The following is a 26,168-nucleotide window of genomic DNA, read 5'->3' on the forward strand; positions in this document are numbered from 1 at the left end:
GCCATCGATGAACGGACACGTCTTGCTGAAGGCACCCACAACGAGGCCAGCGGAGCGATGAGTCACGAACACAACGACGAACCCATAACCACCCTGCCAGTCAGCCCCAGGCCAACCACCCCAAACACTCACAGCGGAGCGAGTCGAAACCCTCCCGACCCCGCACCCCGGCCCGCGACCGCCGCCCGAACCGCTCCCGGTAGACTCAACCGGCATGTCACAGGCCGCACGCGCGCCCCGCCGGATCGGCGTGATGGGCGGGACGTTCGATCCGATCCACAACGGGCACCTCGTCGCGGGCAGCGAAGTGGCCCACCGCTTCGGACTCGACGAGGTGGTCTTCGTCCCGACAGGCCGACCGTGGCAGAAGGAGGGCGACCACGCGCCCGACCCGTCGCGGCTGGTCTCGCCCGCCGAGCACCGGTACCTGATGACTGTCATCGCCACCGCCTCCAACCCGCGGTTCACCGTGAGTCGGGTGGACGTGGATCGCGAAGGCGTGACGTACACCGTCGACACCCTCCGCGACCTCCGGAAGACCTATCCGGACGACGAGCTGTACTTCATCACCGGTGCGGACGCCTTGGAGACGATCCTCTCCTGGCATGATTGGGAAGACCTCTTCGAGCTCGCGAACTTCATCGGAGTCTCGCGACCCGGATACGAACTGAATGCCACACATCTGATGGAGCATCTGGCGGCCAAACCGGCCGATGCCCTGCAGATGCTGGAGATCCCCGCGCTGGCGATCTCCTCGACCGATTGCCGTGCACGCGCCGCCGCGGGACGCCCGGTCTGGTACCTGGTACCGGACGGAGTGGTCCAGTACATCGCCAAGCACGGTTTGTACCGAAAGGACCTCGCGTGACCGCTTCTCCCGAAGCCCGCCAGATGGTGACGATCGCGGCTCTGGCCGCCGCCGACAAGGTGGCGACCGACATCGTCGCCCTCGACGTCTCCGACACGCTCGTCATCACCGACGCCTTCTTCATCGCGTCTGCGGACAACGAACGGCAGGTTAACTCGATCGTCGAAGAGATCGAGGACAAGCTGCGCGAAGCCGGATACAAGGCGTTGCGCCGGGAGGGGACGCGTGAGGGCCGTTGGGCGCTGCTCGACTACGGCGATCTCGTCGTGCACGTCCAGCACGACGACGAGCGCGACTTCTACGGGCTCGAACGGCTCTGGAAGGACTGCCCGGCGATCGAGATCGACGGCATCGAGCCGCCGTCGCGCGATCGCGCCGCCGAGGACGACGGCGAACCCTCCGGCGCAGAATCCGCGACGGGCGAATGAGAAGTGAACCCGACGCCGGCGACACCAGTGTCGAACGGCTGACTCCGATCGTCCGCAGGCTGATCCTGCTGCGCCACGGACAGACCGAGTACAACGCGGGACGGCGGATGCAGGGTCAACTCGACACCGAGCTGTCGCCGGTCGGGGTGGCGCAGGCGGCCGTCGCCGGCCGGGCCCTCGCCACTCGCGGACCCCGGCTGATCCGCTCCTCCGACCTGCGCCGCGCCTACGACACGGCGCTCGCGCTGGCCGCGGTGACCGGCCAGGAGGTAGAGACCGACGTCCGGTTGCGGGAGACGCATCTGGGCGACTGGCAGGGTATGACCCACACCGAGGTGGACACCGTCGCGCCCGGTGCGCGCAGGCACTGGCGCGACGACGCCCACTGGGCGCCGCCGAACGGTGAGTCACGCGTCGAGGTGGCGGGCAGGTCGGTCCCGGTGGTCACCGAACTCGTCGACCGTCTCGACGACTGGGGGCAGGGCGAGAACGCCGAGGCGCCGGTGGTTCTGGTGGCGCACGGCGGGGTGATCGCCGCGCTGACCGCGGGTCTGCTCGGGCTGCCGGTGGAGAACTGGCCCATTTTCGGAGGCCTCGCCAACACCAGCTGGGTGCAGTTGTCCGGCCACGCCCTGCCGGGTGAGGAACCGGTGTGGCGTCTGGACGTCTGGAACGCCTCCGCGGAGTCGGCCGAGAGCACGGTGCAGTAGACCGCTATGGGTTCGATCATGGTGCTGGGCGACTCCCTGTCCTTCTACGGAGCCACTGGAGGGCTCGCCGCCGACGATCCGCGGATCTGGCCCAACCTGGTGGGTGCGGACACCGGCCGCGACGTCGAACTCTTCGCGCGTATCGGCTGGACCAGCCGCGACATCTGGTGGGCGATCACGCAGGACCCGCGGGTGTGGGCCGCGGTGCCGGAAGCCGAGGTCCTCGTGCTGGCGTTCGGCGGGATGGACTCGCTGCCGTCGCCGCTGCCGACCGCGCTGCGCGAGCAGATCCGATACGTGCGGCCGGCGAAGCTACGCCAGGCGGTGCGCGGCGCCTACGGCTGGCTGCAGCCCCGGTTGTCGCCGATCGGCTGGCCCATGGCCATTCCGCCGGCGGAGACCGCACGCTACTTCGAAAAGATCCGGGGTGCGCTCGCGCACCTGCGTCCGGATCTGCCGGTCGTCGTCGCGCTGCCTCCGACCCACGACAGCCCGTACTACGGAAACGTCCACCCGGGCCGGATCCCGACCACGGCCGCGATCAGCGAGTGGGCGCGACGCCACCGACTGCCGACCGTGGACTTCTATCCGGTGACGGCGGAGGCGTTCGCCGACCCGGCGGTCGAGATGAACCCGGACGGCATCCACTGGGGATTCGAGGCCCACCGACGGATCGCCGCGCTCATGACGCCCGCGGTCCGCGCCGTTCTCGGCTGACTCACCGTCGAATCACCCAAACCGACCGGCTACCGTGTAGGGGTGCCAGTCGTCGTCGTCACCGATTCGTCCTCGCGGTTGCCCGCGACACTCCTCGACGAGCACAGGATCGGCCAGGTGCCGCTGTACTTGCACACCGAGGACGGTGCCCAGTACGCCGAAGGCGTCGACGAGATCCCGCCCGACGTCATCGGCTCCCAGAAGGTCACCACGTCCGGTGCCAACCTCGGCGATCTCAAGCGCGCGTACGCGCAGGCGTGGGAGGCCAGCGAGGGCGACGGGGTGGTGGCCGTGCACATCTCGCGCAGGCTGTCGGGCACGTGGGGCGCCGCGCGTCTGGCGGCGGACCAGACCGACGGTGAGGTCCGCGTCGTCGACTCGCGCTCGGTCGGGATCTCGCTCGGCCTGACGACGATGGCCGCGGTTCAGGCGGCCGAGAACGGCGCGTCTCGGGACGAGGTGTACGAGGCCGCGGTCCGGGCGGCCGCGACGGCCGAATCACTGCTCTGCGTGCAGGGGCTGGACAATCTGCGGCGCAGCGGCCGGATCAGCGCCGCCGGACACCTGCTCGGTTCGGCGTTGGCGATCAAGCCGATCCTGCACATGTCCGACGGGCTCCTGACGCTGCGCGAACGGCATCGCACGTCCACCAAGGCGGTCGCGAAGATGCTCGACGCCGCCGTGGAACTCGCGGGCGACGACGCCGTGACAGTCGGGATCCAGCATTGTCAGAACCCCGACCTGGCGACCGAGGTGCTCGCGCAGATCAGCAGGCGGCTGGAGAACATCACCTCCACCATCGTCGTCGATCTCGGCGCCGTGCTCGGCAGCCACGTGGGGCCGGGGGCGGTCGGCATCAGCCTCGGACACGGACTGGGGCCCCTGCGCTGATCACGCGCCGTAGTCGGGCAGATCGATGCCGTCGGCCTTGGCGAACTGGCCGGCGAGCAACGACCGCATCGGCCACTTGTTCATCGACCAGTAGGAGAAGCGGCTCAGGGCGACGGCCGCACGGCTCGACGGCGCGTATCCTGATGCGCCGCCGGGCGGCAGCTGCTGAGTACGCGCGATGAACGGCCGCATCACCGCCTGGTACTCGGTGAGCGCGGGCGCGACCTCGCCGCCGGAACGCCCGAGCTCACCGGCCAGGACGTATGCCCCGACCAGAGCCAGGGTGGTGCCCAGACCCGTCAGCGGTGTCGGGCAGTAACCGGCGTCGCCGACCAGCGCCACCCGCCCGGAGGCGAAACGCTCCATCCGCACCTGAGCGAGATCGGCGTACGCCCAGTCGGTCGCCGAGCGCATCTGCTCGAGCAATCGGGGCGCCACCCATCCGACGCCGTCGAACGCTTCCTCGAGCATGCGCCACTGGCTCTCGCGGTCGTGCAGCGGCTCCGGGTCGCTTCCGCGGACGGCGAGCGAGGCCTTGACCGTCCCGTCGACGCGTGACGGGCGGGCCGACACCACTCGGCCGCCGCGGCTGTTGTGCATCAGATACCAGCCGTCGAGCGGCTGATCGATGGTCGCCGTGAACCAGGCGTACCGCAGCCCGATCGGCCGCAGATGGCGGTCGTCGGGGCCGAAGGCGGCGCGGCGCACCGCGGACCTCAGCCCGTCGGCACCGACGACCAGGTCGAACGAGCGGTCTGGGGCGCGCTCGAAGGAGACGGTCACCGAGCCGGTGTGCTGTTCGATGGCGCGTACCGAGTCGTCCCACAGGTACTCGACGGACTCCGGCACGGCCCCGACGAGCACCTCGGCGAGATCGCCGCGCAGGATCTCGTGAGTCGAGACGATGCCGTTGCCGCCGAAGGCTTCCACGGGCAGTTCGCTGCGTCGTCGGCCGCGGGCGTCGACCGTCGCGATCCCGCGCTGGTCGAGCAGTCGTGCGTCGGTGGCCGGCGTCAGTCCCATTCGGTCGATCACGGTCCGTCCTGCCCCGCGCAGATCGACGGTCTGGCCGCCGGGGCGGAGCCGGGGAGCCCGTTCGACCACGGTGACCCGGTGCCCCTGCCGGGCCAGGAGCAGAGCGGATGCGGGGCCGGCGATCGATGCGCCGCTGATGAGGATCTCCAACTTCTTCATGGTGCGACCGTACGCCGTATCGAGTGCACTGAGATACGGTGTTCACGTGTACTTTTCGTAAAAGTGCACTAGAGCACTGGGGAAGGGCGGTCAGATGAGCCGAGCGGAGCAGATCGCGGACGAGCTGCGAATGCGGATCGTCACCGGGCGATTGCGCCCGGGCGACGCCGTCCCATCCACTCGGGCGATCATGCGCGACCACAACGTGGCGATGGCGACGGCGAGCCGCGTGCTCTCGCTGCTGCAGGCGGACGGTCTGATCGAGTCGGTGCCCGGACGGGGCAGCGTGGTGCTCGCACCGGACGGCGGCGACCCCGCCGTGCTGACTGCGGACGGCGTGGTGAGCGCGGCCGTCGCGATCGCCGACGCCGAGTCGCTCGCCGCGGTGTCGATGCGACGGCTGGCCTCGGCGCTCGAGATTCCGACGATGGCCGTCTATCGGTACGTGCCGAGCCGGGAACAACTCGAGTTCGCGATGGTGGACCGGGTCCTCGGCGAAGTGCGGGCACCGAACGCGTCGGGACAGTGGCGCGCCGATCTGGAGGCGGCCGCGACGTCGATGTGGGCGACGATGGTCCGTCACCCGTGGCTGGCGGGCGCGCTCTCGATGACCCGGCCCGCGGCCATGCCCCAGGCGATGCCGCTCGCCGAATCGATGCTGTCCGCGCTCCACGCCGCCGGACTCGATCCGGTGCAGGCGTTCACCGACTATCTCGGCCTGCTGAATCTGATCCGGGCGGTGGGTCTGACTCTCGAGCCGGAGCTGGCCGACGCCGCGGAGACGGGGATGAGCAACGACGAGTGGATGGACACCCAGGTGGCGGAGCTGCGCAGACTGACGCCACCGGATCGGTTCCCGAACATGCGCCGGATCATGGAGGTGGGGTACCCGTACGATCCCGAGGTGCTGTTGACGTCGGCGCTGCGGAGATTCCTCGACGGCATCGAGTCGTCCGTGAGCTGAGCGGGCTCGACGCGTGCGCCGCGTCTGTGGAGTTCGGCGAAGCGGTCCACAGATGACCGGGATCGCCGGATCGGCACCGCCGCGCGGCGGGCGCGCTGCCTACTCTTCCCGGCATGGGGAGGAACAAGCGGGTGGCCCGCGACCGCGCAACCGGGGCCGATCCACTGGCACGCCTGGCGGGGCCGGCCTCGCGGGCCGACACGCCGTGGGGTGTCACGGGCATGCCGAACTGGCTCGATACGCCCCAGGGCCGACGGGCGTGGTCGCAGCGGGCTGAATTCGACTGTCTCTCGGATGAACCGGAGGACGAGGACGGCGCCGACCGCCCCGACGACTACGAGCAGGAAGGCTATGAGCCGGAAGGCTACGAGCAGGAAGGTTATGAGCCGGAGCGCTACGAGCCGGCGGGCATCGAGTCGCTCGGTGACGGCGACCGATCCCGGCACGGTGACGACGAGGAGCCGTGGGACGACGAGTGGGATGCGCCGCGTCGCCGGTTCACGATGCTGCCGCCGGCCGCGATCGGCCTGATCGTCGTCGGTCTGGTGGCGTGTGCGATCGCCGGGTACTCACTGCTGAAACAGAATGAGCCGACGGCGCCGCTGGTGGCCTTCGAGTCGAGCGCCGGCCCGCGCGCGCCGGCGGCCGCATCCGGCGGCGAGTCCGCGTCGGTACCGCCGCCGTCGTCTCCGCGGATCGTGGTGAGCGTCGTGGGTCTGGTCAATCGGCCGGGTCTGGTGGAACTGACCGGTGCGGCGCGAGTGGCGGACGCGCTGAAGCGAGCAGGCGGGGCCCGGCCCGGCGCCGATCTGCTGAGCCTGAACATGGCGCAGCCGCTGCACGACGGAGACCAGATCCTCATCGGCAGGGGCGGGGAGGAGGCGACGGTCCGCAGCGCGGTGGTGGCGGCGGGTTCGGCGCCGGCGGGGGAGTCGCCATCGGTTCCCGGCGGCAGTGCGCCGGCGGCGGGCACCGGCCTCGTCGATCTGAATACGGCCACCGCCGAGCAATTGGACGCGCTGCCCGGAGTGGGCCCGGTGACGGCAGCCTCGATTCTGGCCTGGCGGCAGGCTCACGGCCGGTTCGACTCGGTTGACCGGCTCGCGGAGGTGGACGGCATCGGACCGGGCAGGCTGGCCAAGCTCAAGCCACTGGTGACGGTCGGTTAGCGAGGTGCGCACGTCCGACCTGCGGCTCGCGGCACCCGCCGCGGGATGCTGGGCGGCCGCGGCGACGGCGCTCGCGGCGCCGGTCGCGGTGAGCGCGTCGATAAGCGCCGGATTCGGGGCTGCCGGAATCGCCGCAGCGGTGTGGAGCAGGCGGAACGCGGGCCTGCGTCGCGCGATCGGCGTCTCGGCCGCAGCGGCGTGCGGATTGATCGCGGCGTCCACTCTGGCCGTCGTCCTGCGAGTGATCGCCGTCGACTCCGCACCGATCCGAACCGCTGAGGGCAAGCCGACCGTCGAGGTGGAGACCACCGGCGACCCGGTGTTCCTCACCGGCGGACGCATGCGCGTTCCGGTCACCGTCCGTGCGCTGAGCGGCCTCCGCCAGCGACCGGTCGCGGCACAGCTGACCGCGCCGGTGGACGGCCCGGATGTGCTGCCCGGCGAGCGGTACCGCGTACGAGTCCGCGTCCGGCCACCGCGTGACCGTGCGGCCGACCGGTTGCAGGCCGCGCAGTTGACCGCGACCGGTCCGATGACCGGGCTGCGGGGACCGCCGTGGTGGCAGCGCGCTGCCGGTACCGTCCGGGAGCGGTTGCGAGATGTCTCGCTGCGGGCCTTGCCCGAGCGGTCGGCGGGATTGCTGCCGGGACTCGTCCTCGGCGATGTGAGCGGACTCGACGAACGCACGGCCGCCGACTTCCGGGCCGCCGGTCTGGCACATCTCATTGCTGTCTCCGGCAGCAATTTCGCGCTCGTGTGCGGCGCCGTGATTCTCGGCGTCCGGTCGTGCGGAGCGTCCGAGCGCACGGTGGCGATACTGGGCGGCCTCGCGATCATCGGTTTCGTGATCCTGGTCCGCCCCACCGACAGTGTGCTGCGAGCGGCGGTGATGGGGTCGGTGGGCCTGGCTGCGGGTCTGGGCTCGCGACGGGCTCAGGCGCTCCCCGCTCTCGGGACGGCGGTGATCGTGGTGACCCTGCTGTGGCCTCAGATGGCGCTCGCTCCCGGGTTCGCGCTGTCGGTGGTCGCGACGCTCGGGCTGGTGCTGTGGTCGGTGCCGATCCGCTCGGCGCTCGTGCGTCGCGGGGTCCCCGAAGCGCCGGCGACGCTGTTGTCGATGACCCTCGCCGCACAGGTGCTCACCACGCCGTTGCTGATCGCCGTCACCGACACGGTGAACCTCCTGTCGGTTCCGGCGAATCTGCTGGCGGTGCCGGTCGTGGGCATCGCCGGACTGCTGGGCACGGCGGCGGCGGTGATCGGCGGGCTCGGACCGCGCTACGGACCGACCACCGTTCTCGCCGAACTGCTGGTGCGCGCCGCGGGTCCGCCGACGAGGTGGTTGATCGCGGTCGCCGACTGGCTGGGAGGGCCGCGGTGGTCCACGCTGACCGTGCCGGGACCGACCGCGGTCACGGTGCTGGTCCTCGGCGCGGCCGGCGTGCTGGGGTGGCGCAGCCGCGGTCGTGTCCGGGGTGTCTGGCACCATGTTCGATGTGAGCGATCGGCTGTACTTGCTACTCGGAGACGACGACTTCCTGACCGGGCGCGTCATCTCGAAGGTCTCGGCCGAGCGCAGTCGCGAGGCGGGGGTCGACGTACCGGTCACCCGCGTCCGCGCCGGTGAAGTCACCGCGCCGGAGTTGGCTGAACTGTTGAGTCCGTCGCTGTTCGCCGAGGAACGCATCGTCGTGGTGCAGTCCGCCGCGGATGCGGGCAAGGAGCCCGCGGCGCTCATCACCGCGTCCGCCAAGGCGCTGCCCGAGGGCATCACGCTGATGGTGGTGCACACCGGCGGCGGCAGGCAGAAGTCGATGGTGGGTGAACTGAAGAAGGCCGGGGCCCAGGAGTTCGCGTGCGCGGCGCCCAAGTGGCCGTCGGAGCGGATGGACTTCGTGCGCGCGGAGTTCCGCGCGCTCGGCGCCCGGGTCAGCGCCGAGGTGGTGGAACTGGTCACCGAAATGGTGGGGTCGGATCTGCGGGAGCTCTCGGCCGCCTGCCACCAGTTGGTCGCCGACACCGGCAACAAGGTCGACGCCGCCGCCGTTCGGCTCTACTACACCGGGCGTCCCGAGGTGACGGGCTTCGAGGTCGCGGACAAGGCCGTGACCGGTGACCTCGCCGGCGCGCTCGAATCGCTCGCCTGGGCCGAACACCACGGCACCGCGCGTGTTCTGCTCGCGGACGCGCTCGCGGAGGCGGTGCACGCCATCGCGCGGGTCCGGTCGATGGGCGGCGGCGACAAGTACTCCCTCGCCTCGGAGCTCGGGATGTCGCCCGGCCGGGTCGGGAAGATCCAGACCCAGGCTCGAGCCTGGGATTCGGCGTCGATCGGCGAGGCGGTGCTCGTGGTCGCCGACCTCAACGGTGCCGTCAAGGGACAGGCCGCCGATCCCGATTACGCATTGGAGCACGCGGTCGCCACTGTGGCGCGTCTGCGTCCGCGCCGGCGATAGGCGGTGTGTCTCCGCGTCGGCCACCGTCGCGCGAGATCGGGACCCGGAAGCGTGCGACGACAAACACCTCGATGACTCCGTGGCCCGTCATCGAGGTGTTTGCGAAAGTGTGATTCTGTTGTGGCCTCGCTCAGCAGAACGAAGCGGAGCGGCCCGAAGGCCGCCCGGCGTCAGAGCTTGTTGACCGCGAGAGCCATGGCCGACTTCTTGTTGGCGGCCTGGTTCTTGTGGATGACGCCCTTCGACGCAGCCTTGTCCAGCTGACGGCTGGTCGTGACGAGCAGCTCGGCGGCCTTGTCCTTGTCGCCCGAGGCGACCGTCTCGCGGAAGTTGCGGATGGCGGTACGCAGGGCCGACTTGATCGACTGGTTGCGCTGACGTGCCTTCTCGTTGGTCTTGTTCCGCTTGATCTGAGACTTGATATTAGCCACGCGATGTCCTCTTCTGGCGTCCTGTGCGGCCCTCGGCCGACTGTCGTTTGTACCCATCGGCGACAGAGCGGTCCGGTCATCGGCCAGCGTCCATCGCAACAGCGGTCAACGATACCAGCGTCGCAGGAAGCGCCAAAATCGCCCGCACCCGAGGTGCGAGCGTCATCCGGCGGTCCGCACCGCTGCCTACAGTGGAAGCACTATGTCAGTCGTCTATGTCCACGTAGGTCTGCCGAAGACCGGAACCACGCACGTTCAGGATCGGCTGTGGCGCAACCGCGACCACGCCCTCGCCCGGGCCGGGCTGCTCTATCCGGGCAACCGGATCGACGACCACTTCCACGCCGCGGCCCACCTGCAGCCCGAGCGCTACCTCGACTGGGCCGATCCCGCACACGCCGGCGTGTGGCCGTCGATGGTCGCACAGATGCGGGCCTGGCGCGGCTCGTCCCTCGTCTCGCACGAGCTGTTCGCCAACGCCGGTCCGGAGCACATCCGGCGCCTGGTGGCCGACCTGAGCTTCGCAGACGAGGTGCACGCCGTGCTCACGGTGCGCGATCTGGCCAGACAGGTCCCATCGGTCTGGCAGGAGAACGTCAAGAATCAGCGACAGGCGACGCTCGACGAGTTCGTCGAGTCGATCTCCGACGACCACGCCGGCCCCGATCAGGAACCGTTCTGGGAGTTCCAGGACTACCGGCGGATCACTGCGGACTGGTCGGAGGTGGTCGGTCCCGAACGCGTTCACATCGTCACCGTTCCGGCGCCCGGAACCGCGAGCGACGGCGACGGTCTGTGGGAGCGCTTCGTCCGCGCGCTCGGCATGGATCCGGCCGACCTGCCCGAGGAGGTGCCCAGCAGCAACAAGTCACTGTCGGCGGCGCAGACCGAACTGCTGCGCAGGCTGAACGGCCGGCTGCAGCCCGAGGACATCGAATGGCGCCGGTACGAGCGTCTCGTCAAAGGCGTTCTGATCGGCGACTACCTGTTCGCGACGCGCGACGGCCGGCCTGAGGGGCTGACCGGGCCGCAGGCGGCCTGGGCCGCGAGGAAGTCGGAGGAGATGGTCGCCGAACTCGTCCGGCGCGGACATCCGGTCTCCGGAACAGTTCAGGACCTTCGAGTGACCGCCACCGCGGGGGACGAGTTCGCCGCTGTCACCGACGGCGACGTCGTCGACGCCGCGCTCGATGCGATCGCACTGTGGGCGAAGACCGGTCCGGTGCCCGACCGCAGTCCCGCGTTGACCACCCGCGCGGCTGATCTCGTGCGGCGGGTGCGGCGCCGGCTGATGCGCTGACCGGTCAGGAAGCGGACTTCGCCGGCGCAGTGGGAACGTCCGGTCGACGGCAGCGGGCCGGGTGCCGCGGTGCGCTGCTCATCGTCGTTCCGCGCGCTCGGCGGCCGCGGGCAGGAGCCATGCGTCGACCGCATCGGCCGTCAGGTCGGCGACGCCGCTCCGGTCGGGTTTGAGGCTGTGATCGGCCCGCTCCACTTCGAGCACTCGCACCGGACCGCCGAACAGGTCTATCGCCTCGGCGAACTCCTGCGACGTTCCGAAGGCGTCGCTGCGGCCGTGCACGATCAGCGTCGGCACGGTGATCGCGGGGAGATGGTCGGTCCGCATGCGGTCGGGTTTCCCGGGCGGATGCAGTGGGTACGAAGTGAGCAACAGCCCGTCGAACAGATCCGGGTCCTCGGCCGCCACCATCGACGCCTGACGTCCGCCGTACGAGTGTCCGCCGACGATCAGCGGGCCGGGAGCCGCGGACCGCAGCTCGGCCACCGCCTCGCGGATGCCGTCGCGGTCTCGGGCCGCCTTCGACGGTGACGGCGGCCCCTTGGGCCGGTCCTGCCGGTACGGCAGATCGATGCGCGCGACCGCCAGTCCTCGGGCGGCCAGGGCGCCGCCGACCGCCCGCAGGATCGCGGCCCGGCGGTCGCCGCCCGCTCCGTGCGCGAGGATCACCAGTCCGCGGGATTCGTCCGGGCACGTCACGTCCGCCGCGACCGTCGCCGTCTCCACCGTGAACTCGCTGTCCCTACCCATGATGCGTCGAGCCTAATCGGTGGTGCGGGCGCGCCGCGGGCCGTCGGGCCTGCGGCGGCCCGCCTCGCGCGGGGCGGCGAGGTGAACTGCCGGCCGGTGTCGTGCGAAACTGGAGGGTGATCTGCACCGGGCTTCACCCGGGCCCGCCGCGCAAGGAGTGAGTGAGATTCCCAGCTTCGCCGACAAGACGTTCACCGATCCCGCAAAGATTCGCAACTTCTGCATCATCGCGCACATCGACCACGGCAAGTCCACCCTCGCCGATCGGATGCTGCAGCTGACGGGCGTCGTCGAGGAACGGCAGATGCGCGCGCAGTACCTCGACCGCATGGACATCGAGCGCGAGCGCGGCATCACCATCAAGGCGCAGAACGTCCGGCTGCCGTGGAAGGTGGGCGACGAGGAGTACGTGCTGCACCTCATCGACACCCCCGGCCACGTCGACTTCACCTACGAGGTCTCCCGCGCGCTCGAAGCGTGCGAGGGTGCGATCCTGCTGGTGGACGCCGCCCAGGGGATCGAGGCGCAGACGCTGGCGAACCTGTACCTGGCGATGGAGAACGACCTCACCATCATCCCGGTGCTCAACAAGATCGACCTGCCCGCGGCCGACCCCGACCGCTACGCGGCGGAGATCGCGCACATCGTCGGCTGCGAACCCGAGGAGGTGCTCCGCGTCTCCGGCAAGACCGGTGTGGGCGTGCCGGAACTGCTCGACGAGGCGGTCCGTCTGATCCCCGCCCCCGTCGGCGACCCCGATGCGCCGGCCCGGGCGATGATCTTCGACTCGGTGTACGACACCTACCGCGGTGTGGTCACGTACGTCCGCGTGGTGGACGGACGCATCGTCCCGCGCGAGAAGATCGCGATGATGTCGACCGGCGCGACGCACGAGCTGCTCGAAGTCGGCATCGTCTCGCCGGAGCCGAAGGCCAGCGCGGGTCTCGGCGTCGGCGAGGTGGGCTATCTCATCACCGGCGTCAAGGACGTCCGGCAGTCGAAGGTCGGTGACACCGTCACCACTGCGAAGGGCGGCGCCGACGAGCCGCTCACCGGTTACCGCGAGCCGCGACCGATGGTCTACTCGGGTCTGTATCCCGTCGACGGGTCCGACTACCCGGTCCTGCGCGAGGCACTCGAGAAGCTTCAGCTCAACGATGCGGCCCTGACGTACGAGCCCGAGACGTCGGTGGCGCTCGGCTTCGGTTTCCGCTGCGGCTTCCTCGGCCTGCTGCATATGGAGATCACCCGCGAGCGGCTGGAGCGGGAGTTCGATCTCAACCTGATCTCCACTGCGCCCAACGTGGTGTACCGCGTGGTGATGGACGACGGCACCGAGCACATCGTGACCAATCCGTCCGACTGGCCCACCGGCAAGACCAGCCAGATCTTCGAGCCGATGGTCAAGACGACGGTGATCGCGCCCAGTGAGTTCATCGGCGCGATCATGGAGCTGTGCCAGTCGCGCCGCGGCGAACTCGGCGGCATGGACTACCTGTCGGAGACCCGCGTCGAACTGCGCTACACGATGCCGATGGCGGAGATCATCTTCGACTTCTTCGACTCGCTCAAGTCGCGCACCCGCGGTTACGCCAGCCTCGACTACGAGGAGTCGGGAGAGGCGCAGGCCGATCTGGTGAAGGTCGACATCCTGCTGCAGGGCGAAGCCGTCGACGCGTTCAGCGCGATCGTCCACAAGGACTCGGCGTACTCCTACGGCAACCGGATGGCGCTCAAGCTCAAGGACCTGATCCCGCGCCAGCAGTTCGAGGTGCCGATTCAGGCCGCCATCGGGTCGAAGGTCATCGCCCGCGAGAACATCCGCGCGATCCGCAAGGACGTGCTGGCCAAGTGCTACGGCGGCGACATCAGCCGCAAGCGCAAACTGCTCGAGAAGCAGAAGGAGGGCAAGAAGCGGATGAAGACGATCGGGCGGGTCGAGGTTCCGCAGGAGGCCTTCGTCGCGGCGCTGTCCACCGACGAACTCGGCGATAAGCCGAAGGGCAAGTAGTGGCGGCCACGACGTCGCCGGTTCTCGCCGACTCGCCGCTGCCGTACGGGCTTCCGGATTTCGCGTCGATCTCCGACGACGACTTCCTGCCCGCGTACGACATCGCGCTCGCCGAGCATCGCGCCGAGGTGGACGCGATCGCGGACTCGACGCAGGCCCCGACCTTCGACAACACGGTGGCCGCGCTGGAGGCGTCGGGTCGGTCGCTGGCCCGGGTGAACGGGATCTTCTTCAATCTCGAGGGGCCCGACAGCAATCCGCAGCGCGCGAAGATCGCGCAGGTCCTCGCGGTGCGCCTTACTGAGCACGCCAACGCGATCGCGCTGAACCCCGCGCTCTTCGCGCGCATCGCCGAGCTGTACGAGCGTCGCGCCGAACTCGACCTCGACGAGGCGCAGACGCGCCTGCTGGAGCAGCGGTACCGCGACGCGATTCGGTCCGGCGCGGCCCTCGACGAGTCGGGTCAGGAACAGATGCGGGAGATCTCCGCCCGACTGGCGACGCTGACCACCGACTTCGGCCAGCACCTGCTCGACGACACCAACGATTCGGCCGTGCATTTCGAGGACGCCGCGGACCTCGACGGGCTGTCGCCCTCGGAGATCGCCGCGGCTGCCCGCGCTGCGGCGAACGCCGGTCGAGACGGCTACCTGGTGGCCCTCGAACTCCCGACCAGTCAGGCGACGGTCGCCAAGCTCACCGACCCCGCCGCGCGTCGCCGCGTCTTCGACGCCTCCGCGGTCCGCTGTGCCCGCGGCAACGCGCACGACACCCGGGAGTCGATCCTCGAGATCGTCCGGCTGCGCGCTCGGCGCGCGGCCCTGCTCGGCTACGCGAACCACGCCGAATACGTGATCGCCGAAGAGACGGCACCGTCGCCGCAGTCAGTCGCCGAACTCCTGGCTCGGCTCGGCGCCGCGGCGATGAAGGCCGCCGACGCTGAGCTCGCGCGTCTGGCCGCACTCGCCGGCGGTCCGCTCGGTGCGGCCGATGTGACCTATTGGCTCGCCGCTGATCAGCGGGCCCGTGCCGCCGGCTCCGCCGAGTCGATCGACATCGACGGCTTCGCGGACTACTGCGAGCTGGACACCGTCATCACCGACGGAGTCTTCGCCGCGGCCGGACGCCTCTACGGGTTGAGCTTCGCCGAGCGCGACGACCTCGCCGGTTACCACCCCGACGTCCGGGTGTGGGAGGTGAGCCGCAACGGCACCGGGATCGGGCTGTTCCTCGGCGACTACTTCGCTCGGCCGTCCAAGCGGGGCGGCGCTTGGATGAACAACATCGTCGATCAGTCCCGGCAACTGGGCACGGCGCCGATCGTGGTCAACGTCCTGAACCTCACCCGTCCCGAGCCGGGCCGTCCGTGTCTGCTCTCCCTCGACCAGCTCACGACGCTGTTCCACGAGTTCGGACATGCGATCCACGGGTTGCTGTCGGCGGTCGACTACGTCTCCCAGTCTGGAACCAGCGTGCCGCGGGACTTCGTTGAATTCCCGTCGCAGGTCAACGAGATGTGGGCGCTGCACCCGGAGGTGGTGGCACGCTATGCGCGGCACCACCTCACCGGTGAACCCGCGCCGGCCGAGCTCATCGACGCCGTCCGCGGCGCGACCGGAACCGAATCGGCGCACTCCACCGTCGAGTACCTCGCCGCCGCTGCGCTCGACCTCGCATGGCACCGGCTCGCCGAGGACGAGATCCCCGACGACGTCCTGGAGTTCGAACGCCGCGCACTCTCCGATGCCGGGCTGGCCGCCGACCTGATCCCGCCCCGGTACCGCAGCACGTACTTCAACCACGTCTTCGGCGGCGGCTACTCGTCGGCGTACTACTCGTACATCTGGGCGGAGATCCTCGACGCCGAGACCGAGCAGTGGTTCCTGGCGGGCGGCGGTCTCAGGCCGGAACTGGGAGCGGCGTTCGCCGAGGCGGTGCTGTCGCGCGGCGACAGCGTCGATCCGGTCGCCGCGCATGCCGCCATGATCGGCCACAGTGCCCGGATCGAACCGCTGCTGCGTCGACGTGGGCTCGCCTAGCGCGGCGGTGCCGGGACGGTGGCGTGACCCCCGTCGCAGGCACCCGGCGAGTAGGGTTTCAAATCAGTGTGGGCGAAACCGCGCGAGTGCGAGTGCAGATGAGGTGATCGAGCGGTGAACGGCGTTCTGTCCTGGTGGGACGGGGTCGAGGAGTGGCTCACCGGTCTGCCCTTCGTCCCGCAGCTCATCGTCACCGCCGTGGTGCTGGTGCCGTTGGCCACGCTCGCCGCGTCCGGGGTGAACTACCTGGTCGGACGACTCTTCTCGAAGCTCGGCCGCGCGGAGGCCGACGACGATCACGGATTGGGTATCTGACGCGATGTTTCGTTCCAAGGTCACGATTGCTCTGGTGGCACTGCTCGTTCTCGTGTTGCTCGCCTGGCTGATCCTCCGCTAGCACAACCTCGACGCCGAGTCACCACCCTTGCGGAGACACGAATCGCGGCGTTGAGAGCGGCCCGGCGCGGTGGTTAGGTTCTTCGGGTGAGCACGGGAACTCTTCAGCGCGCAGCCCTCAAGGCGGCATGCGTGACGGTCGCGCTGGCACTCGTCGCCGCGCTGGCCGGGTGCAGCGGCGGATCCACCGACCGTCCCGACGGCATCGACATCTCCTCGGGCAGCAGGCATCTCAACCTGGTGGCCTACGCGACCCCCAAAGTGGGCTTCGACGTGGTGATTCCCGGTTTCCGCGCGACGCCGGAAGGTCACGACATCGGCTTCTCCCAGTCGTACGGCGCGTCCGGCGATCAGTCGCGGAAGGTGGCCCGCGGGCTGCCGGCCGACGTCGTCAACTTCTCCGTGGAGCCCGACATCACCCGGCTGGTCGACGCCGGTGTCGTCGATGAGGACTGGCAGCAGCAAGCGCCGAACGATTCGATTCCCTTCGGGTCGGTGGTCGCGCTCGTCGTCCGCCAGGGCAACCCCAAGAACATCCATACGTGGGACGATCTCCTGCGGCCAGGCATCGAAGTGGTGACGCCGAACCCGGGCAGTTCCGGGTCCGCGAAGTGGAACCTGCTCGCTCCGTACGCGGCCAAGAGCGACGGCGGCCGGAACCCGCAGGCCGGGCTGGACTACGTCAGCGCCTTGGTCCGCGATCACGTGAAGGTGCTGCCGAAGTCCGGACGTGAGGCCACCTCGGCCTTCCAGCAGGGGCAGGGCGACGTCCTCATCAGCTATGAGAACGAGGCCATCATGCTGTCCCGCAAGAATGCGAGTTCGCCGCCGGCCGACCGCATCGACTACATCGTGCCCTCGGTCACCTTCAAGATCGAGAATCCGGTCGCGGTGGTCAACACGAGCACCGATCCGGCCGCCGCGCGGGCCTTCGTCAGGTACCTGTTCTCGACCCCGGGCCAGAAGCTGTGGGCCGAGGCGGGATTCCGGCCGGTGGATCCGGACGTCGCACGGGAGACCGCCCGCCTTTTCCCCGGAGACATCCGCAAGGAGTGGACCGTCGCCGATCTCGGCGGCTGGAAGAAGGTCGACAAGCAGTTGTTCGGCGACGGCGGCGACATCAGTGAGATCTACGCGAGGGAGGCCGGACGGTGACCACCGAGCGCGTCTCTCACGAGACACAGGACTTCGCGCCGCGCCGCGGATGGCGGCCTGACGGACCGCTCTCGCTCGGGATCACCGGGCTGTGGCTCAGCATCATCGTGCTGCTTCCGCTGGCCGCGATCGCCGCTCAGGCCTTCGACGACGGCGCGGGCGGATTCTGGGACGGCATCACCGATCCGGCGGCGCTGCAGGCGCTGGGCATCACCGTCGTGGTGTCGCTGATCGTCGGCGTCGTCAACGTGGTGTTCGGCACCGTCATCGCCTGGGTGCTGGTGCGTGACGAGTTCCCAGGCAAGGGTGTCGTCAACGCCATCATCGATCTGCCCTTCGCGCTGCCCACCATCGTCGCCAGCCTGGTGCTGCTCGCCCTCTACGGGCCCAACAGTCCCTTCGACATCCACCTGGCGGCCACTCAGCCGGGCGTCGTCCTCGCGCTGACCTTCGTGACGCTGCCCTTCGTCGTCCGGCAGGTGCAGCCGGTCTTGATGGAACTCGACACCTCGGTGGAGGAGGCGGCCGCGGTCCTGGGCGCCGGCAATCGGGTGATCTGGTCGCGGATCGTGCTGCCCGCGCTGCTGCCCGCGATCCTCAGCGGTGCCGGACTGGCGTTCACCCGCGCGATCGGCGAGTTCGGTTCGGTGGTTCTGATCGGCGGCAACATCCCGGGCAAGACGCAGGTCGCTTCGCAGTACATCCAGCAGCAGATCGAGGTCGACGAGCCGGTGAACGCGGCCGCAGTGTCCGTGGCATTGCTGGTCATCGCCTTCGTCGTCCTGTTCCTGCTGCGTGTCGTGGCCAAGATCCAGACCCGCCGGGAGGGCTCGGAATGATCGTCTCTCGTCTCACCAGATTGACGCTGCGATCCATCGCACTGCTGTACCTGACGGTGCTGCTCGTCGTACCCGTCGGACTGATCTTCTGGCGATCGTTCGAGCACGGGCTGGGGCAGTTCTGGGAGTGGATCACCACGCCGGCGGCCATCTCGGCGCTCCAGCTCACATTGCTCATCGTGGCGATCGTGGTGCCGCTCAACGTGATCTTCGGAGTCCTGACCGCTCTCGCCCTCGCGCGCGGCCGGTTCCGGGGCAAGGGCGTGCTGCAGGCGGTGGTCGATCTGCCGTTCGCGGTGTCGCCGGTGGTGGTCGGCGTGGCGCTGATCGCCCTGTGGGGCGCCGAGGGCTGGTTCGGCGGCATCGAGTCGCTCGGATTCCGCGTCATCTTCGGGATCCCGGGCATGGTGCTCGCCACGATCTTCGTCACCCTGCCTTTCGTCGTCCGCGAGGTGGAGCCGGTGCTGCGCGAGATCGGCACCGAGCAGGAGGAGGCCGCCGCGACGCTCGGCGCCACCGGCTGGCAGACGTTCAGCCGGATCACACTGCCCGCCGTCCGATGGGGTCTCACCTACGGTGTGGTCCTGACGATCGCCCGCGCGCTCGGCGAATTCGGCGCGGTCACGATGGTGTCGTCGAACTTCCCGGGAGTCTCGCAGACGCTGACGCTGCTGGTGAACTCGAGGTACACCGACGACTACAACGAGTACGGGGCGTACGCCGCGGCGACCCTGCTCATGATGGTCGCCATTCTCGTCCTGGTCGTGATGACGCTCATCGAGCGCCGGGCCAAGGGCAAGCTCGCGGATGCGAGCGCGGAGACGATGAAGGCCGTGTCCGCGGACCGGAACGAACACGAGGCTGCCCACGCGCCGACGGCCGTCGGCGCGGGCGAGGAGAACAACTGACATGTCCATCTCGGTGATCGGCGCCAACAAGCGCTACGGCGACTTCGCGGCCCTCGACGACGTCTCCATCGACATCCCGGAGGGATCCCTGACCTCCCTGCTCGGCCCGTCGGGATCGGGCAAGTCGACGCTCCTGCGCGCCATCGCGGGTCTGGATCGGCTCGATTCGGGAACGGTACGGATCAACGGCGTCGACGTCTCGGGTGCGTCGCCGCAGCAGCGCGACATCGGGTTCGTCTTCCAGCACTACGCCGCGTTCAAGCACCTCACTGTCCGCGACAACATCGCCTTCGGCCTGAAGATCCGCAAGCGTCCCAAGCACGAGATCAAGGCGAAGGTCGACGAGCTGCTCGACATCGTCGGACTCACCGTCTTTCAGAAGCGCTATCCGGCTCAGCTCTCGGGCGGTCAGCGTCAGCGGATGGCGTTGGCCCGCGCTCTGGCCGTTGATCCGCAGGTGCTCCTGCTCGACGAGCCCTTCGGCGCCCTCGACGCCAAAGTGCGTGAGGACCTGCGCAAATGGCTGCGTCAGCTGCACGATGAAGTGCACGTGACGACGGTCCTCGTGACACACGACCAGCAGGAGGCGCTCGACGTCTCCGACCGGATCGCGGTGCTGAACAAGGGGCGCATCGAGCAGGTCGGCAAGCCCGACGATCTGTACGACCGGCCGGACAACGTCTTCGTCGCGTCGTTCCTCGGATCGATTTCGCGGTTGAACGGCGAACTGGTGCGTCCGCACGACATCCGGCTCGGCCGCTCGGCCGAGATGGTCTATCCGCCCGCCGAGACCGCGCTGGACACCGGCGTGATCAAGGCGCGGGTGAAGCGCGTGGTGAATCTCGGCTTCGAGACCCGCGTGGAACTGGTCTCGGCGGCGTCGGGCGAGGAGTTCGTCGCGCAGATCACGCGCGGTGACCAGAACGCCCTGCGTCTGGTGGCCGGCGAGGACATCTTCGCGCGCGCCACGAAAGTGCCGCAACTCTCGGCCGACTAGGGATTCGGTACGGCACGAAGTGCCGTAGATCGCAGGGGTTCGACCGTTCGGCGCAAAGACTTCGGACCTATGGTGGCACTGAGTGTCATTGGACTATGGTGGTCGGGTCACACTGCACCACCACTCCCCGAAGGGGTCACACCATGACGCTTCCCGCCCGATCCGGACTCGACAGCCCGCTGACGCCCCTGCGATTCCTCGACCGTGCCGTCGAGGTGCATCCGGACAAGGAGGCGGCCGTCGACGGCGGTCGGCGACGCACGTACCGCGAGCTGGCGGCTGAGGTGACCCGTCTGGCCCAAGCCCTGCGTGCCTCTGGGATCGGAGAGGGCGACCGAGTGGCGTATCTGGCGACCAATTCGCTGGAGATGCTGGTCGCGCACTTCGCGGTGCCGCTCGCCGGCGGCGTGCTGGTGGCGGTCAACACCCGTCTCGCACCCGCCGAGGTCCGCTACATCTGCAATCACTCGGGAGCACGTCTGCTGGTCGGCGACGCGCCGTTCCTCGAGGCGCTCGCGGGCGTGGAATTCGAGACCGTGCGCGAGGTGGTCGAGACCCCGAGCGTCGACGGCGAGTACACCGGTGCGGGCGATCTGCGGTACGACGAGCTGACGGCACGCGGCTCCGACAGCCCGATCCCGTGGGAGGTCGACGACGAGAACTCGCTGATCAGCATCAACTACACCTCGGGCACCACCGGCGAGCCCAAGGGCGTGATGTACACCCATCGCGGTGCGTACCTGGCCTCGCTGGGCAACGTGCTCACCCAAGGATTCGGCATCGACACCCGCTACCTGTGGACCCTGCCGATGTTCCACTGCAACGGCTGGTGCGGCCCCTGGTCGGTGACGGCGGTCGCGGGCACGCACGTGTGCCTGCGGGCGGTTCGCGGCGACGACATGTGGCGTCTCATCGACACCGAACTGGTGACCCAGATGAGTGGCGCGCCGACGGTGCTGACCACACTCGCCACCGCGGGCGAGGCCCACCGGATGGACCGGCCCCTGACCATCGCGACCGCGGGGGCGCCGCCGAGCCCCACGATCATTCGCGCGATCCGCAATCTGGGGATCGAGCTCGTGCACGTCTACGGTCTCACCGAGACCTACGGCCCGTACTCGGTGTGCGAGCCCAGCGCGAGCTGGTCGTCGCTGTCGGGCGAGGAACTGGCCGTGCGCATGGCACGGCAGGGCGTCGGGATGATCACCGCCGATCGGCTCCGCGTCGTTCTCCCGGAGCCCGCCGAGGACGGGACCCTGGTGGATGTGGAGCCCGACGGTGTGATGATGGGCGAGATCGTGATGCGCGGCAATGTGGTGATGAAGGGTTACTTCGAGGATCCGGAGCGCACCGCCGAGGCCTTCGCCGGAGGCTGGTTCCACTCGGGCGATCTCGGCGTGATGCATCCCGACGGCTACGTGCAGCTCCTCGACCGGGCCAAGGACGTCATCATCTCCGGCGGTGAGAACATCTCGACCATCGAGGTGGAGCAGGCGGTGGTGAGCCATCCCGCGATCGTCGACGTCGCGGTGGTCGGCGTGCCGGACGACAAGTGGGGCGAGCGCCCGAAGGCCTACGCGGTGCGCAAGCCGGGCGAACAGCTCACCGAGGCCGAGGTGATCGCACACGTGAAGAGCCGGATCGCGGGCTACAAGGCTCCGCGCGAGGTGGAGTTCGTCGACGATCTGCCGAAGACGTCGACCGGCAAGATCCGCAAGAACGAACTCCGCGACGCCGCCTGGGGCGACTCGACCATGCGCATCCAAGGCTGACCGTTTGAGGGTTGTCTCGGGCTGGGTCTGCAGGGTTGTCGAGCAGCGCGCGAACGCAGTGAGTGTGCGTGTCGAGACGCGCGTATGTCTCGATTCGCTTCGTCACTTCGTTCCTCGCGACTCGACGGGCCTCGGGCTGGGTCTCGCAGGGTGGCCTCGGGCCTCGCAGGGTTGTCGAGCAGCGCGCGAACGTAGTGAGTGTGCGTGTCGAGACGTGTGCGTATGTCTCGATTCGCTTCGTCACTTCGTTCCTCGCGACTCGACGGGCCTTGGGCTGGGTTTGGCAGGGTGGCCTCGGGCTGGGTTTGGCAGGGTTGTCTCGGGCTGGTCTCGCAGGGTTGCCTCGGGCTTCGCAGGGTTGTCGAGCAGCGCGCGAACGCAGTGAGTGTGCGTGTCGAGACTCCCGGGGCCCGGAGGAAGCGAACTCGGGAGTCAGCTCGCGACGACGACCGCGGCGGCTGTGTACAGGCGAGCGACTGCGTCCACCAGACACGGGTGGTCGGCGACAGGACCGGCCACGACCATCGGTACGTCCATCGCGTCGAGATACCGCTCCACCCGATCGGTCAACAGGCCCGCCGATAGGAACAACGGACTGACCGCGACGCGGTCGGCGCCGTCGGCCAGGAGTGCGTCGACCGTCTCCCGAACGGCGGCGCCGTCACGGCCCAGACGGGTGGCGAAGAGCGTGCGTACCGGCCGGCCGAGCGCTGCGGAGAGCTCGCGGCCGCGTCCGATCACCGAAGCGTCGCTGCCGGCGTCCGACGATCCGACGGCGAGCATCAGCACGCCGTCGCGAGGGCCGGCACCGGCCTCCGACAGCCGCTCGACCAGCGCCGGAACCGGGGAGTGCCGGCCCACGACCGGAGTCTGGACGATGGTCGCGGCGGGATTCGCGGCGTGGGCCGCGTCGATCAGCGCGGGCAGATCCACCTTGCTGTGGTAGCCGTCGCCGAACAGCAACGGAACGACCACCACTTCGCCGGACACGGACCCGAGAACATCGGTGAGCAGCGGAGCGGTCAGGTCGAGGTATGCCAGCTCCACCGTCACGCCGGGCAGCGCGATGCGCACCGCATCGGCCACCCGGCGCGCGGTGACGCTGAAGCGCGGATCACGACTGCCGTGCGCGGCGAGAACGAGCGTGGTCATCCGGACCGGGCGGTCACGCCAAGGCCGGCGACGGCAGCTCGAGCGCCGCCAGCGCGTCGCCGACCAGGCCGGCACCGAGGGTGTTGCCGCCCTGCGGATCGATCAACAGGAAGCTGCCCGACTCGCGGCTGCGCGAGTAGTCGTCGGCCGGGATCGGCTCGGCGGTCATCAGCGAGACCCGTCCGATCTGGTTCAACTCGATCGACTCCGGTGCCTCGACCAGGGCGAGGTTCTGCTCGTCGAAGAGCGCGTCGAGGCCGCCGACGATCACCTGCGTGGTCTTGGCGCCGTGCTTCAACAGCAGGCGGGCACCGGCACGCAGCGGCTTCTCCGACAGCCAGCACACCGTGGTGGTGAACTGCTGCGCGGGCTCCGGCGCATCGGCCGCCGAGGCGATCAGATCGCCGCGCGAGATGTCGATGTCGTCGGTCAACAGCAGCGTGACGCTCCGGCCGGCGTGCGCCGTGTCCAGCTCGCCGTCGGGGGTGTCGATCTTCGCGATCGTCGAGCGCAGACCGGACGGCTGGACGACGATCTCGTCGCCGACCGACACGCTTCCCGCGGCCACCAGACCGGCGTAGCCGCGGTAATCCGGGTACTCGGGGGTGCGCGGCCGGATCACGTACTGCACGGGGAACCGGAGTCCGACCTGCCCGCGGTCGAGCTCGTTCGGCACCGTCTCCAGATGCTCGATCAGAGTCGGACCGTCGTAGTACGGCGTGTTCTCCGAGCGGATCGCGACATTGTCGCCGTGGAGCGCCGAGACCGGGATCTCCTGGACCTGCTCGGGCGAGTAGCCGAGCGAAGCGGTGATCTGGTTGAACTCGGCCGAGATCTCGGCGAACACCTCGGCGGCGTTCTCCACGAGGTCGATCTTGTTGACTGCGAGCACCAGCCGCGGAACGCCGAGCAGGGCCATCACGGCGGCGTGCCGACGCGTCTGGGCGACGACGCCGCTGCGGGCGTCGACCAGCAGGATCACCAGCTGCGCGGTAGACGCTCCGGAGACGGTGTTGCGCGTGTACTGCACGTGGCCGGGGGTGTCGGCGAGGACGAACGACCGGGCGGGGGTCGCGAAGTAGCGGTACGCGACGTCGATGGTGATGCCCTGCTCGCGCTCGGCGCGCAGGCCGTCGACCAGGAGCGACAGGTCCGGGGTGTCCATGCCGCGGTCCACCGAGGCCTTGGTGACGGCGTCGATCTGGTCGGCGAGCACCGACTTGGTGTCGTACAGCAGGCGGCCGACGAGGGTCGACTTGCCGTCGTCCACGGAACCGGCCGTGGCGATGCGCAGAAGGTCGGGGGAGTGCTTCATCAGAAATATCCTTCGCGCTTGCGGTCTTCCATGGCGGCCTCGGAGACGCGGTCGTCGCCGCGGGTGGCTCCGCGTTCGGTCAGCCGCGATGCGGCGACCTCGGCCAGAACGGCTTCGTTGTCGGTGGCCTCGGACAGCACCGCACCGGTGGTGGAGCCGTCGCCGACGGTGCGGTAGCGCACCATCCGGGTCTCGACGGTCTCGTCCTCGCGCGGTCCTCCCCACGGCCCGGCGGTCATCCACATGCCGTCGCGCTGGTACACCTCGCGCTCATGCGCGTAGTACAGCGGCGCCAGCAGCACCTGCTCGCGGGCGATGTAACGCCACACGTCCAGCTCGGTCCAGTTGCTCAGCGGGAACACGCGCACGTGCTCGCCCGGAGCGTGCCTGCCGTTGTAGAGGTTCCACAGTTCGGGACGCTGACGCTTCGGGTCCCACTGGCCGAAGGCGTTGCGCAGCGAGAAGATGCGTTCCTTCGCGCGGGCCCGCTCTTCGTCGCGCCGGGCGCCGCCGAACACGGCGTCGAAGCGGTTCTCGCTGATGCCGTCCAGCAGCGGGATGGTCTGCAGCGGGTTGCGGATGCCGTCCGGCCGCTCGGTGAGACGGCCGTCGGCCAGATACTCGTCGACGCTCGCGACGTGCAGGCGCAGGCCGTGACGTTCGACGATCTCGTCGCGGAACTCGATGATCTCCGGCAGGTTGTGGCCGGTGTCCACGTGCAGCAGCGAGAACGGCAGCGGCGCGGGCCAGAAGGCCTTGAGCGCCAGGTGCAGCAGCAACGTCGAGTCCTTGCCGCCGGAGAACAGGATCACCGGCCGCTCGAACTCGCCCGCCACCTCGCGGAAGATGTGGATGGCCTCGGACTCGAGGGCGTCGAGCGTGGTGAATCCCTCGTCTCGCTGCGCTCGCTCAGGACGGTGTTCGTCACGGTCCGCGACGGCGGACTGGACGTCTGTCGATTCGATGATGCTCATGCGTGCAACCCGCATTCTGTCTTGGCGCTGCCGGCCCAACGGCCGCTGCGCGGATCGGCTCCGGCGGCTGGTTTGACGGTGCACGGTTCGCACCCGATCGAGGGATAGCCCTCGTCGACCAGCGGATTCACCAGGACGCCGTGGCTGTCGATGTAGTCCTGGAACTGCTCGTCGCTCCATGCGGCGAGCGGATTGATCTTGACCAGGCCGAAGCCCTCGTCGAAGGAGATCAACGGTGCGTTCGCGCGGGTGGGCGCCTCCACTCGGCGGATACCGGTGACCCATGCGCGGAAGGGTGCCAGGGCACCGCGCAGCGGGACCACCTTGCGCAGCCGGCAGCATTCGGCCGCGTCGGTGGCGAACAGATTTCTGCCGACCAGCTCGTCCTGCTCCTGCACCGTCTGCTCGGGCGTGATGTTGAGCAGTTCGAGGTCGTAGACCTGCTCGACGGCGTCCCGGGTGCCGAGGGTCTCGGCGAAGTGGTAGCCGGTGTCGAGGAACAGCGCCTTGAGCCTGCCGCCGACGGCCTCCTTGTCCTCGATCGCCTTGTCGGCGACGTCGATCAGTACGGCGTCCTGCATGTTCGCCGCGATGACGAAGTGCGGGCCGAAGGTCTCGGCGGTCCAGCGCAGCAGTTCCTCGGCGGTGGCGTCGGGTCCGAGCTGCTCGGCACCGGCCTCCGCGATCGCCTTCAGTTCGTCCAGATCATCTGTGGTGATGGTCATCGTCTTT

General features: G+C 69.2%; 25 protein-coding genes. 18 read left to right on the forward strand and 7 right to left on the reverse strand.

Annotated elements, in window-relative coordinates; genetic code table 11:
- The first annotated feature begins 214 nt into the window (after window positions 1-214).
- From nadD to ABFX36_RS06245, 5 genes are read left to right on the forward strand one after another with little or no spacing between them, the layout of a single operon-like run.
- Window positions 215-868, forward strand: coding sequence for a nicotinate-nucleotide adenylyltransferase (nadD, locus tag ABFX36_RS06225; protein WP_006895976.1), 654 nt, complete (start codon window positions 215-217; stop codon window positions 866-868).
- A complete protein-coding gene (gene rsfS / locus ABFX36_RS06230; protein ID WP_006895977.1) occupies window positions 865-1,296 on the forward strand; it encodes a ribosome silencing factor in 432 nt (143 codons plus the stop codon). Before nadD ends, rsfS begins: the two co-directional genes overlap by 4 nt.
- The gene (locus tag ABFX36_RS06235) at window positions 1,293-2,006 is read left to right on the forward strand and encodes a histidine phosphatase family protein (protein WP_006895978.1); all 714 of its coding nucleotides are present in this window, start codon (window positions 1,293-1,295) and stop codon (window positions 2,004-2,006) included. The genes rsfS and ABFX36_RS06235 overlap by 4 nt, the downstream gene beginning before the upstream one ends.
- Window positions 2,007-2,012: 6 nt before the next feature.
- On the forward strand, window positions 2,013-2,723 hold the full coding sequence (octT, locus tag ABFX36_RS06240) for a diglucosylglycerate octanoyltransferase (protein ID WP_006895979.1): 711 nt from the start codon (window positions 2,013-2,015) through the stop codon (window positions 2,721-2,723).
- 42 nt (window positions 2,724-2,765) lie between these two features.
- On the forward strand, window positions 2,766-3,614 hold the full coding sequence (locus tag ABFX36_RS06245; RefSeq protein ID WP_045540214.1) for a DegV family protein: 849 nt from the start codon (window positions 2,766-2,768) through the stop codon (window positions 3,612-3,614).
- Here ABFX36_RS06245 and ABFX36_RS06250 read toward each other — a convergent pair whose 3' ends face one another.
- Window positions 3,615-4,808, reverse strand: a complete 1,194-nt coding sequence (locus ABFX36_RS06250; protein ID WP_045540213.1) for an FAD-dependent monooxygenase — start codon at window positions 4,806-4,808, stop codon at window positions 3,615-3,617.
- A gap of 94 nt (window positions 4,809-4,902) precedes the next feature.
- Here ABFX36_RS06250 and ABFX36_RS06255 point away from each other — a divergent pair, with 94 nt between their 5' ends.
- The 4 genes from ABFX36_RS06255 to holA all read left to right on the forward strand — a co-directional run bounded on the left by ABFX36_RS06255 (window position 4,903) and on the right by holA (window position 9,397).
- A complete protein-coding gene (locus tag ABFX36_RS06255; RefSeq protein ID WP_045540212.1) occupies window positions 4,903-5,772 on the forward strand; it encodes a GntR family transcriptional regulator in 870 nt (289 codons plus the stop codon).
- Window positions 5,773-5,885: 113 nt separating this feature from the next.
- Window positions 5,886-6,941, forward strand: a complete 1,056-nt coding sequence (locus ABFX36_RS06260) for a helix-hairpin-helix domain-containing protein (protein WP_231875694.1) — start codon at window positions 5,886-5,888, stop codon at window positions 6,939-6,941.
- A 4-nt stretch (window positions 6,942-6,945) separates the two neighbouring features.
- Window positions 6,946-8,568 carry a ComEC/Rec2 family competence protein gene (locus ABFX36_RS06265; protein WP_222111538.1) on the forward strand — a complete coding sequence of 541 codons (1,623 nt, stop codon included), beginning with the start codon at window positions 6,946-6,948 and terminating at the stop codon, window positions 8,566-8,568.
- A complete protein-coding gene (gene holA / locus ABFX36_RS06270) occupies window positions 8,456-9,397 on the forward strand; it encodes a DNA polymerase III subunit delta (protein ID WP_082084083.1) in 942 nt (313 codons plus the stop codon). Before ABFX36_RS06265 ends, holA begins: the two co-directional genes overlap by 113 nt.
- Window positions 9,398-9,567: 170 nt before the next feature.
- Here holA and rpsT read toward each other — a convergent pair whose 3' ends face one another.
- Window positions 9,568-9,828 (reverse strand): 30S ribosomal protein S20, encoded by a 261-nt coding sequence (rpsT, locus tag ABFX36_RS06275; RefSeq protein ID WP_006897618.1) that lies wholly within the window; start codon window positions 9,826-9,828, stop codon window positions 9,568-9,570.
- 202 nt (window positions 9,829-10,030) lie between these two features.
- Between rpsT and ABFX36_RS06280 the strand changes: the two genes are divergently transcribed.
- Window positions 10,031-11,128: a hypothetical protein gene (locus ABFX36_RS06280; protein WP_062367884.1), complete on the forward strand. Its 1,098-nt coding sequence runs from the start codon at window positions 10,031-10,033 to the stop codon at window positions 11,126-11,128.
- Between the two features lie 78 nt (window positions 11,129-11,206).
- Here the strand turns inward: ABFX36_RS06280 and ABFX36_RS06285 are convergent, their stop codons facing one another.
- On the reverse strand, window positions 11,207-11,878 hold the full coding sequence (locus ABFX36_RS06285) for an alpha/beta hydrolase family protein (protein WP_346075461.1): 672 nt from the start codon (window positions 11,876-11,878) through the stop codon (window positions 11,207-11,209).
- 121 nt (window positions 11,879-11,999) lie between these two features.
- Between ABFX36_RS06285 and lepA the strand changes: the two genes are divergently transcribed.
- The 8 genes from lepA to ABFX36_RS06325 all read left to right on the forward strand — a co-directional run bounded on the left by lepA (window position 12,000) and on the right by ABFX36_RS06325 (window position 21,995).
- Window positions 12,000-13,889, forward strand: coding sequence for a translation elongation factor 4 (gene lepA, locus ABFX36_RS06290; RefSeq protein ID WP_428832047.1), 1,890 nt, complete (start codon window positions 12,000-12,002; stop codon window positions 13,887-13,889).
- Window positions 13,889-15,928: a M3 family metallopeptidase gene (locus ABFX36_RS06295; RefSeq protein WP_346075466.1), complete on the forward strand. Its 2,040-nt coding sequence runs from the start codon at window positions 13,889-13,891 to the stop codon at window positions 15,926-15,928. Before lepA ends, ABFX36_RS06295 begins: the two co-directional genes overlap by 1 nt.
- 114 nt (window positions 15,929-16,042) lie before the next feature.
- Window positions 16,043-16,243, forward strand: coding sequence for a hypothetical protein (locus ABFX36_RS06300; RefSeq protein ID WP_346075468.1), 201 nt, complete (start codon window positions 16,043-16,045; stop codon window positions 16,241-16,243).
- A gap of 168 nt (window positions 16,244-16,411) precedes the next feature.
- On the forward strand, window positions 16,412-17,479 hold the full coding sequence (locus ABFX36_RS06305; RefSeq protein ID WP_346075470.1) for a sulfate ABC transporter substrate-binding protein: 1,068 nt from the start codon (window positions 16,412-16,414) through the stop codon (window positions 17,477-17,479).
- Window positions 17,476-18,318, forward strand: a complete 843-nt coding sequence (cysT, locus tag ABFX36_RS06310; protein WP_428832045.1) for a sulfate ABC transporter permease subunit CysT — start codon at window positions 17,476-17,478, stop codon at window positions 18,316-18,318. Before ABFX36_RS06305 ends, cysT begins: the two co-directional genes overlap by 4 nt.
- Window positions 18,315-19,226, forward strand: coding sequence for a sulfate ABC transporter permease subunit CysW (gene cysW / locus ABFX36_RS06315; RefSeq protein ID WP_062367881.1), 912 nt, complete (start codon window positions 18,315-18,317; stop codon window positions 19,224-19,226). The genes cysT and cysW overlap by 4 nt, the downstream gene beginning before the upstream one ends.
- Before the next feature lies 1 nt (window position 19,227).
- Complete coding sequence (locus ABFX36_RS06320; protein ID WP_006897627.1) at window positions 19,228-20,223, forward strand: sulfate/molybdate ABC transporter ATP-binding protein; 996 nt, start codon at window positions 19,228-19,230, stop codon at window positions 20,221-20,223.
- 143 nt (window positions 20,224-20,366) lie between these two features.
- Entirely contained in the window at window positions 20,367-21,995 is a 1,629-nt protein-coding gene (locus tag ABFX36_RS06325; protein ID WP_062367880.1) for an AMP-binding protein, read from the forward strand.
- Window positions 21,996-22,427: 432 nt separating this feature from the next.
- Here ABFX36_RS06325 and ABFX36_RS06330 read toward each other — a convergent pair whose 3' ends face one another.
- Genes ABFX36_RS06330 through ABFX36_RS06345 form a run of 4 tightly spaced genes read right to left on the reverse strand, consistent with a single transcriptional unit; the run spans window position 22,428 to window position 26,161 of the window.
- On the reverse strand, window positions 22,428-23,147 hold the full coding sequence (locus ABFX36_RS06330) for a sirohydrochlorin chelatase (protein WP_006897629.1): 720 nt from the start codon (window positions 23,145-23,147) through the stop codon (window positions 22,428-22,430).
- 13 nt (window positions 23,148-23,160) lie between these two features.
- The gene (locus ABFX36_RS06335) at window positions 23,161-24,462 is read right to left on the reverse strand and encodes a sulfate adenylyltransferase subunit 1 (RefSeq protein ID WP_006897630.1); all 1,302 of its coding nucleotides are present in this window, start codon (window positions 24,460-24,462) and stop codon (window positions 23,161-23,163) included.
- Window positions 24,462-25,436, reverse strand: coding sequence for a sulfate adenylyltransferase subunit CysD (gene cysD / locus ABFX36_RS06340; RefSeq protein ID WP_039867885.1), 975 nt, complete (start codon window positions 25,434-25,436; stop codon window positions 24,462-24,464). The genes ABFX36_RS06335 and cysD overlap by 1 nt, the downstream gene beginning before the upstream one ends.
- A complete protein-coding gene (locus ABFX36_RS06345; RefSeq protein ID WP_062367879.1) occupies window positions 25,433-26,161 on the reverse strand; it encodes a phosphoadenylyl-sulfate reductase in 729 nt (242 codons plus the stop codon). Before ABFX36_RS06345 ends, cysD begins: the two co-directional genes overlap by 4 nt.
- Window positions 26,162-26,168 lie beyond the last annotated feature (7 nt).

This window comes from Gordonia cholesterolivorans, from assembly GCF_039531975.1.
In the GTDB taxonomy this organism is placed as follows: domain Bacteria; phylum Actinomycetota; class Actinomycetes; order Mycobacteriales; family Mycobacteriaceae; genus Gordonia; species Gordonia sihwensis.

Bases quoted from the DNA above. Each gene is read 5' to 3' on its own strand.
- nadD (WP_006895976.1), top strand. From the start codon at position 215: ATGTCACAGGCCGCACGCGCGCCCCGCCGGATCGGCGTGATGGGCGGG.
- ABFX36_RS06235 (WP_006895978.1), top strand. From the start codon at position 1,293: ATGAGAAGTGAACCCGACGCCGGCGACACCAGTGTCGAACGGCTGACT.
- octT (WP_006895979.1), top strand. From the start codon at position 2,013: ATGGGTTCGATCATGGTGCTGGGCGACTCCCTGTCCTTCTACGGAGCC.
- ABFX36_RS06250 (WP_045540213.1), bottom strand. From the start codon at position 4,808: ATGAAGAAGTTGGAGATCCTCATCAGCGGCGCATCGATCGCCGGCCCC.
- ABFX36_RS06255 (WP_045540212.1), top strand. From the start codon at position 4,903: ATGAGCCGAGCGGAGCAGATCGCGGACGAGCTGCGAATGCGGATCGTC.
- ABFX36_RS06260 (WP_231875694.1), top strand. From the start codon at position 5,886: ATGGGGAGGAACAAGCGGGTGGCCCGCGACCGCGCAACCGGGGCCGAT.
- ABFX36_RS06280 (WP_062367884.1), top strand. From the start codon at position 10,031: ATGTCAGTCGTCTATGTCCACGTAGGTCTGCCGAAGACCGGAACCACG.
- ABFX36_RS06285 (WP_346075461.1), bottom strand. From the start codon at position 11,878: ATGGGTAGGGACAGCGAGTTCACGGTGGAGACGGCGACGGTCGCGGCG.
- cysW (WP_062367881.1), top strand. From the start codon at position 18,315: ATGATCGTCTCTCGTCTCACCAGATTGACGCTGCGATCCATCGCACTG.
- ABFX36_RS06320 (WP_006897627.1), top strand. From the start codon at position 19,228: ATGTCCATCTCGGTGATCGGCGCCAACAAGCGCTACGGCGACTTCGCG.
- ABFX36_RS06325 (WP_062367880.1), top strand. From the start codon at position 20,367: ATGACGCTTCCCGCCCGATCCGGACTCGACAGCCCGCTGACGCCCCTG.
- ABFX36_RS06330 (WP_006897629.1), bottom strand. From the start codon at position 23,147: ATGACCACGCTCGTTCTCGCCGCGCACGGCAGTCGTGATCCGCGCTTC.
- ABFX36_RS06335 (WP_006897630.1), bottom strand. From the start codon at position 24,462: ATGAAGCACTCCCCCGACCTTCTGCGCATCGCCACGGCCGGTTCCGTG.
- cysD (WP_039867885.1), bottom strand. From the start codon at position 25,436: ATGAGCATCATCGAATCGACAGACGTCCAGTCCGCCGTCGCGGACCGT.
- ABFX36_RS06345 (WP_062367879.1), bottom strand. From the start codon at position 26,161: ATGACCATCACCACAGATGATCTGGACGAACTGAAGGCGATCGCGGAG.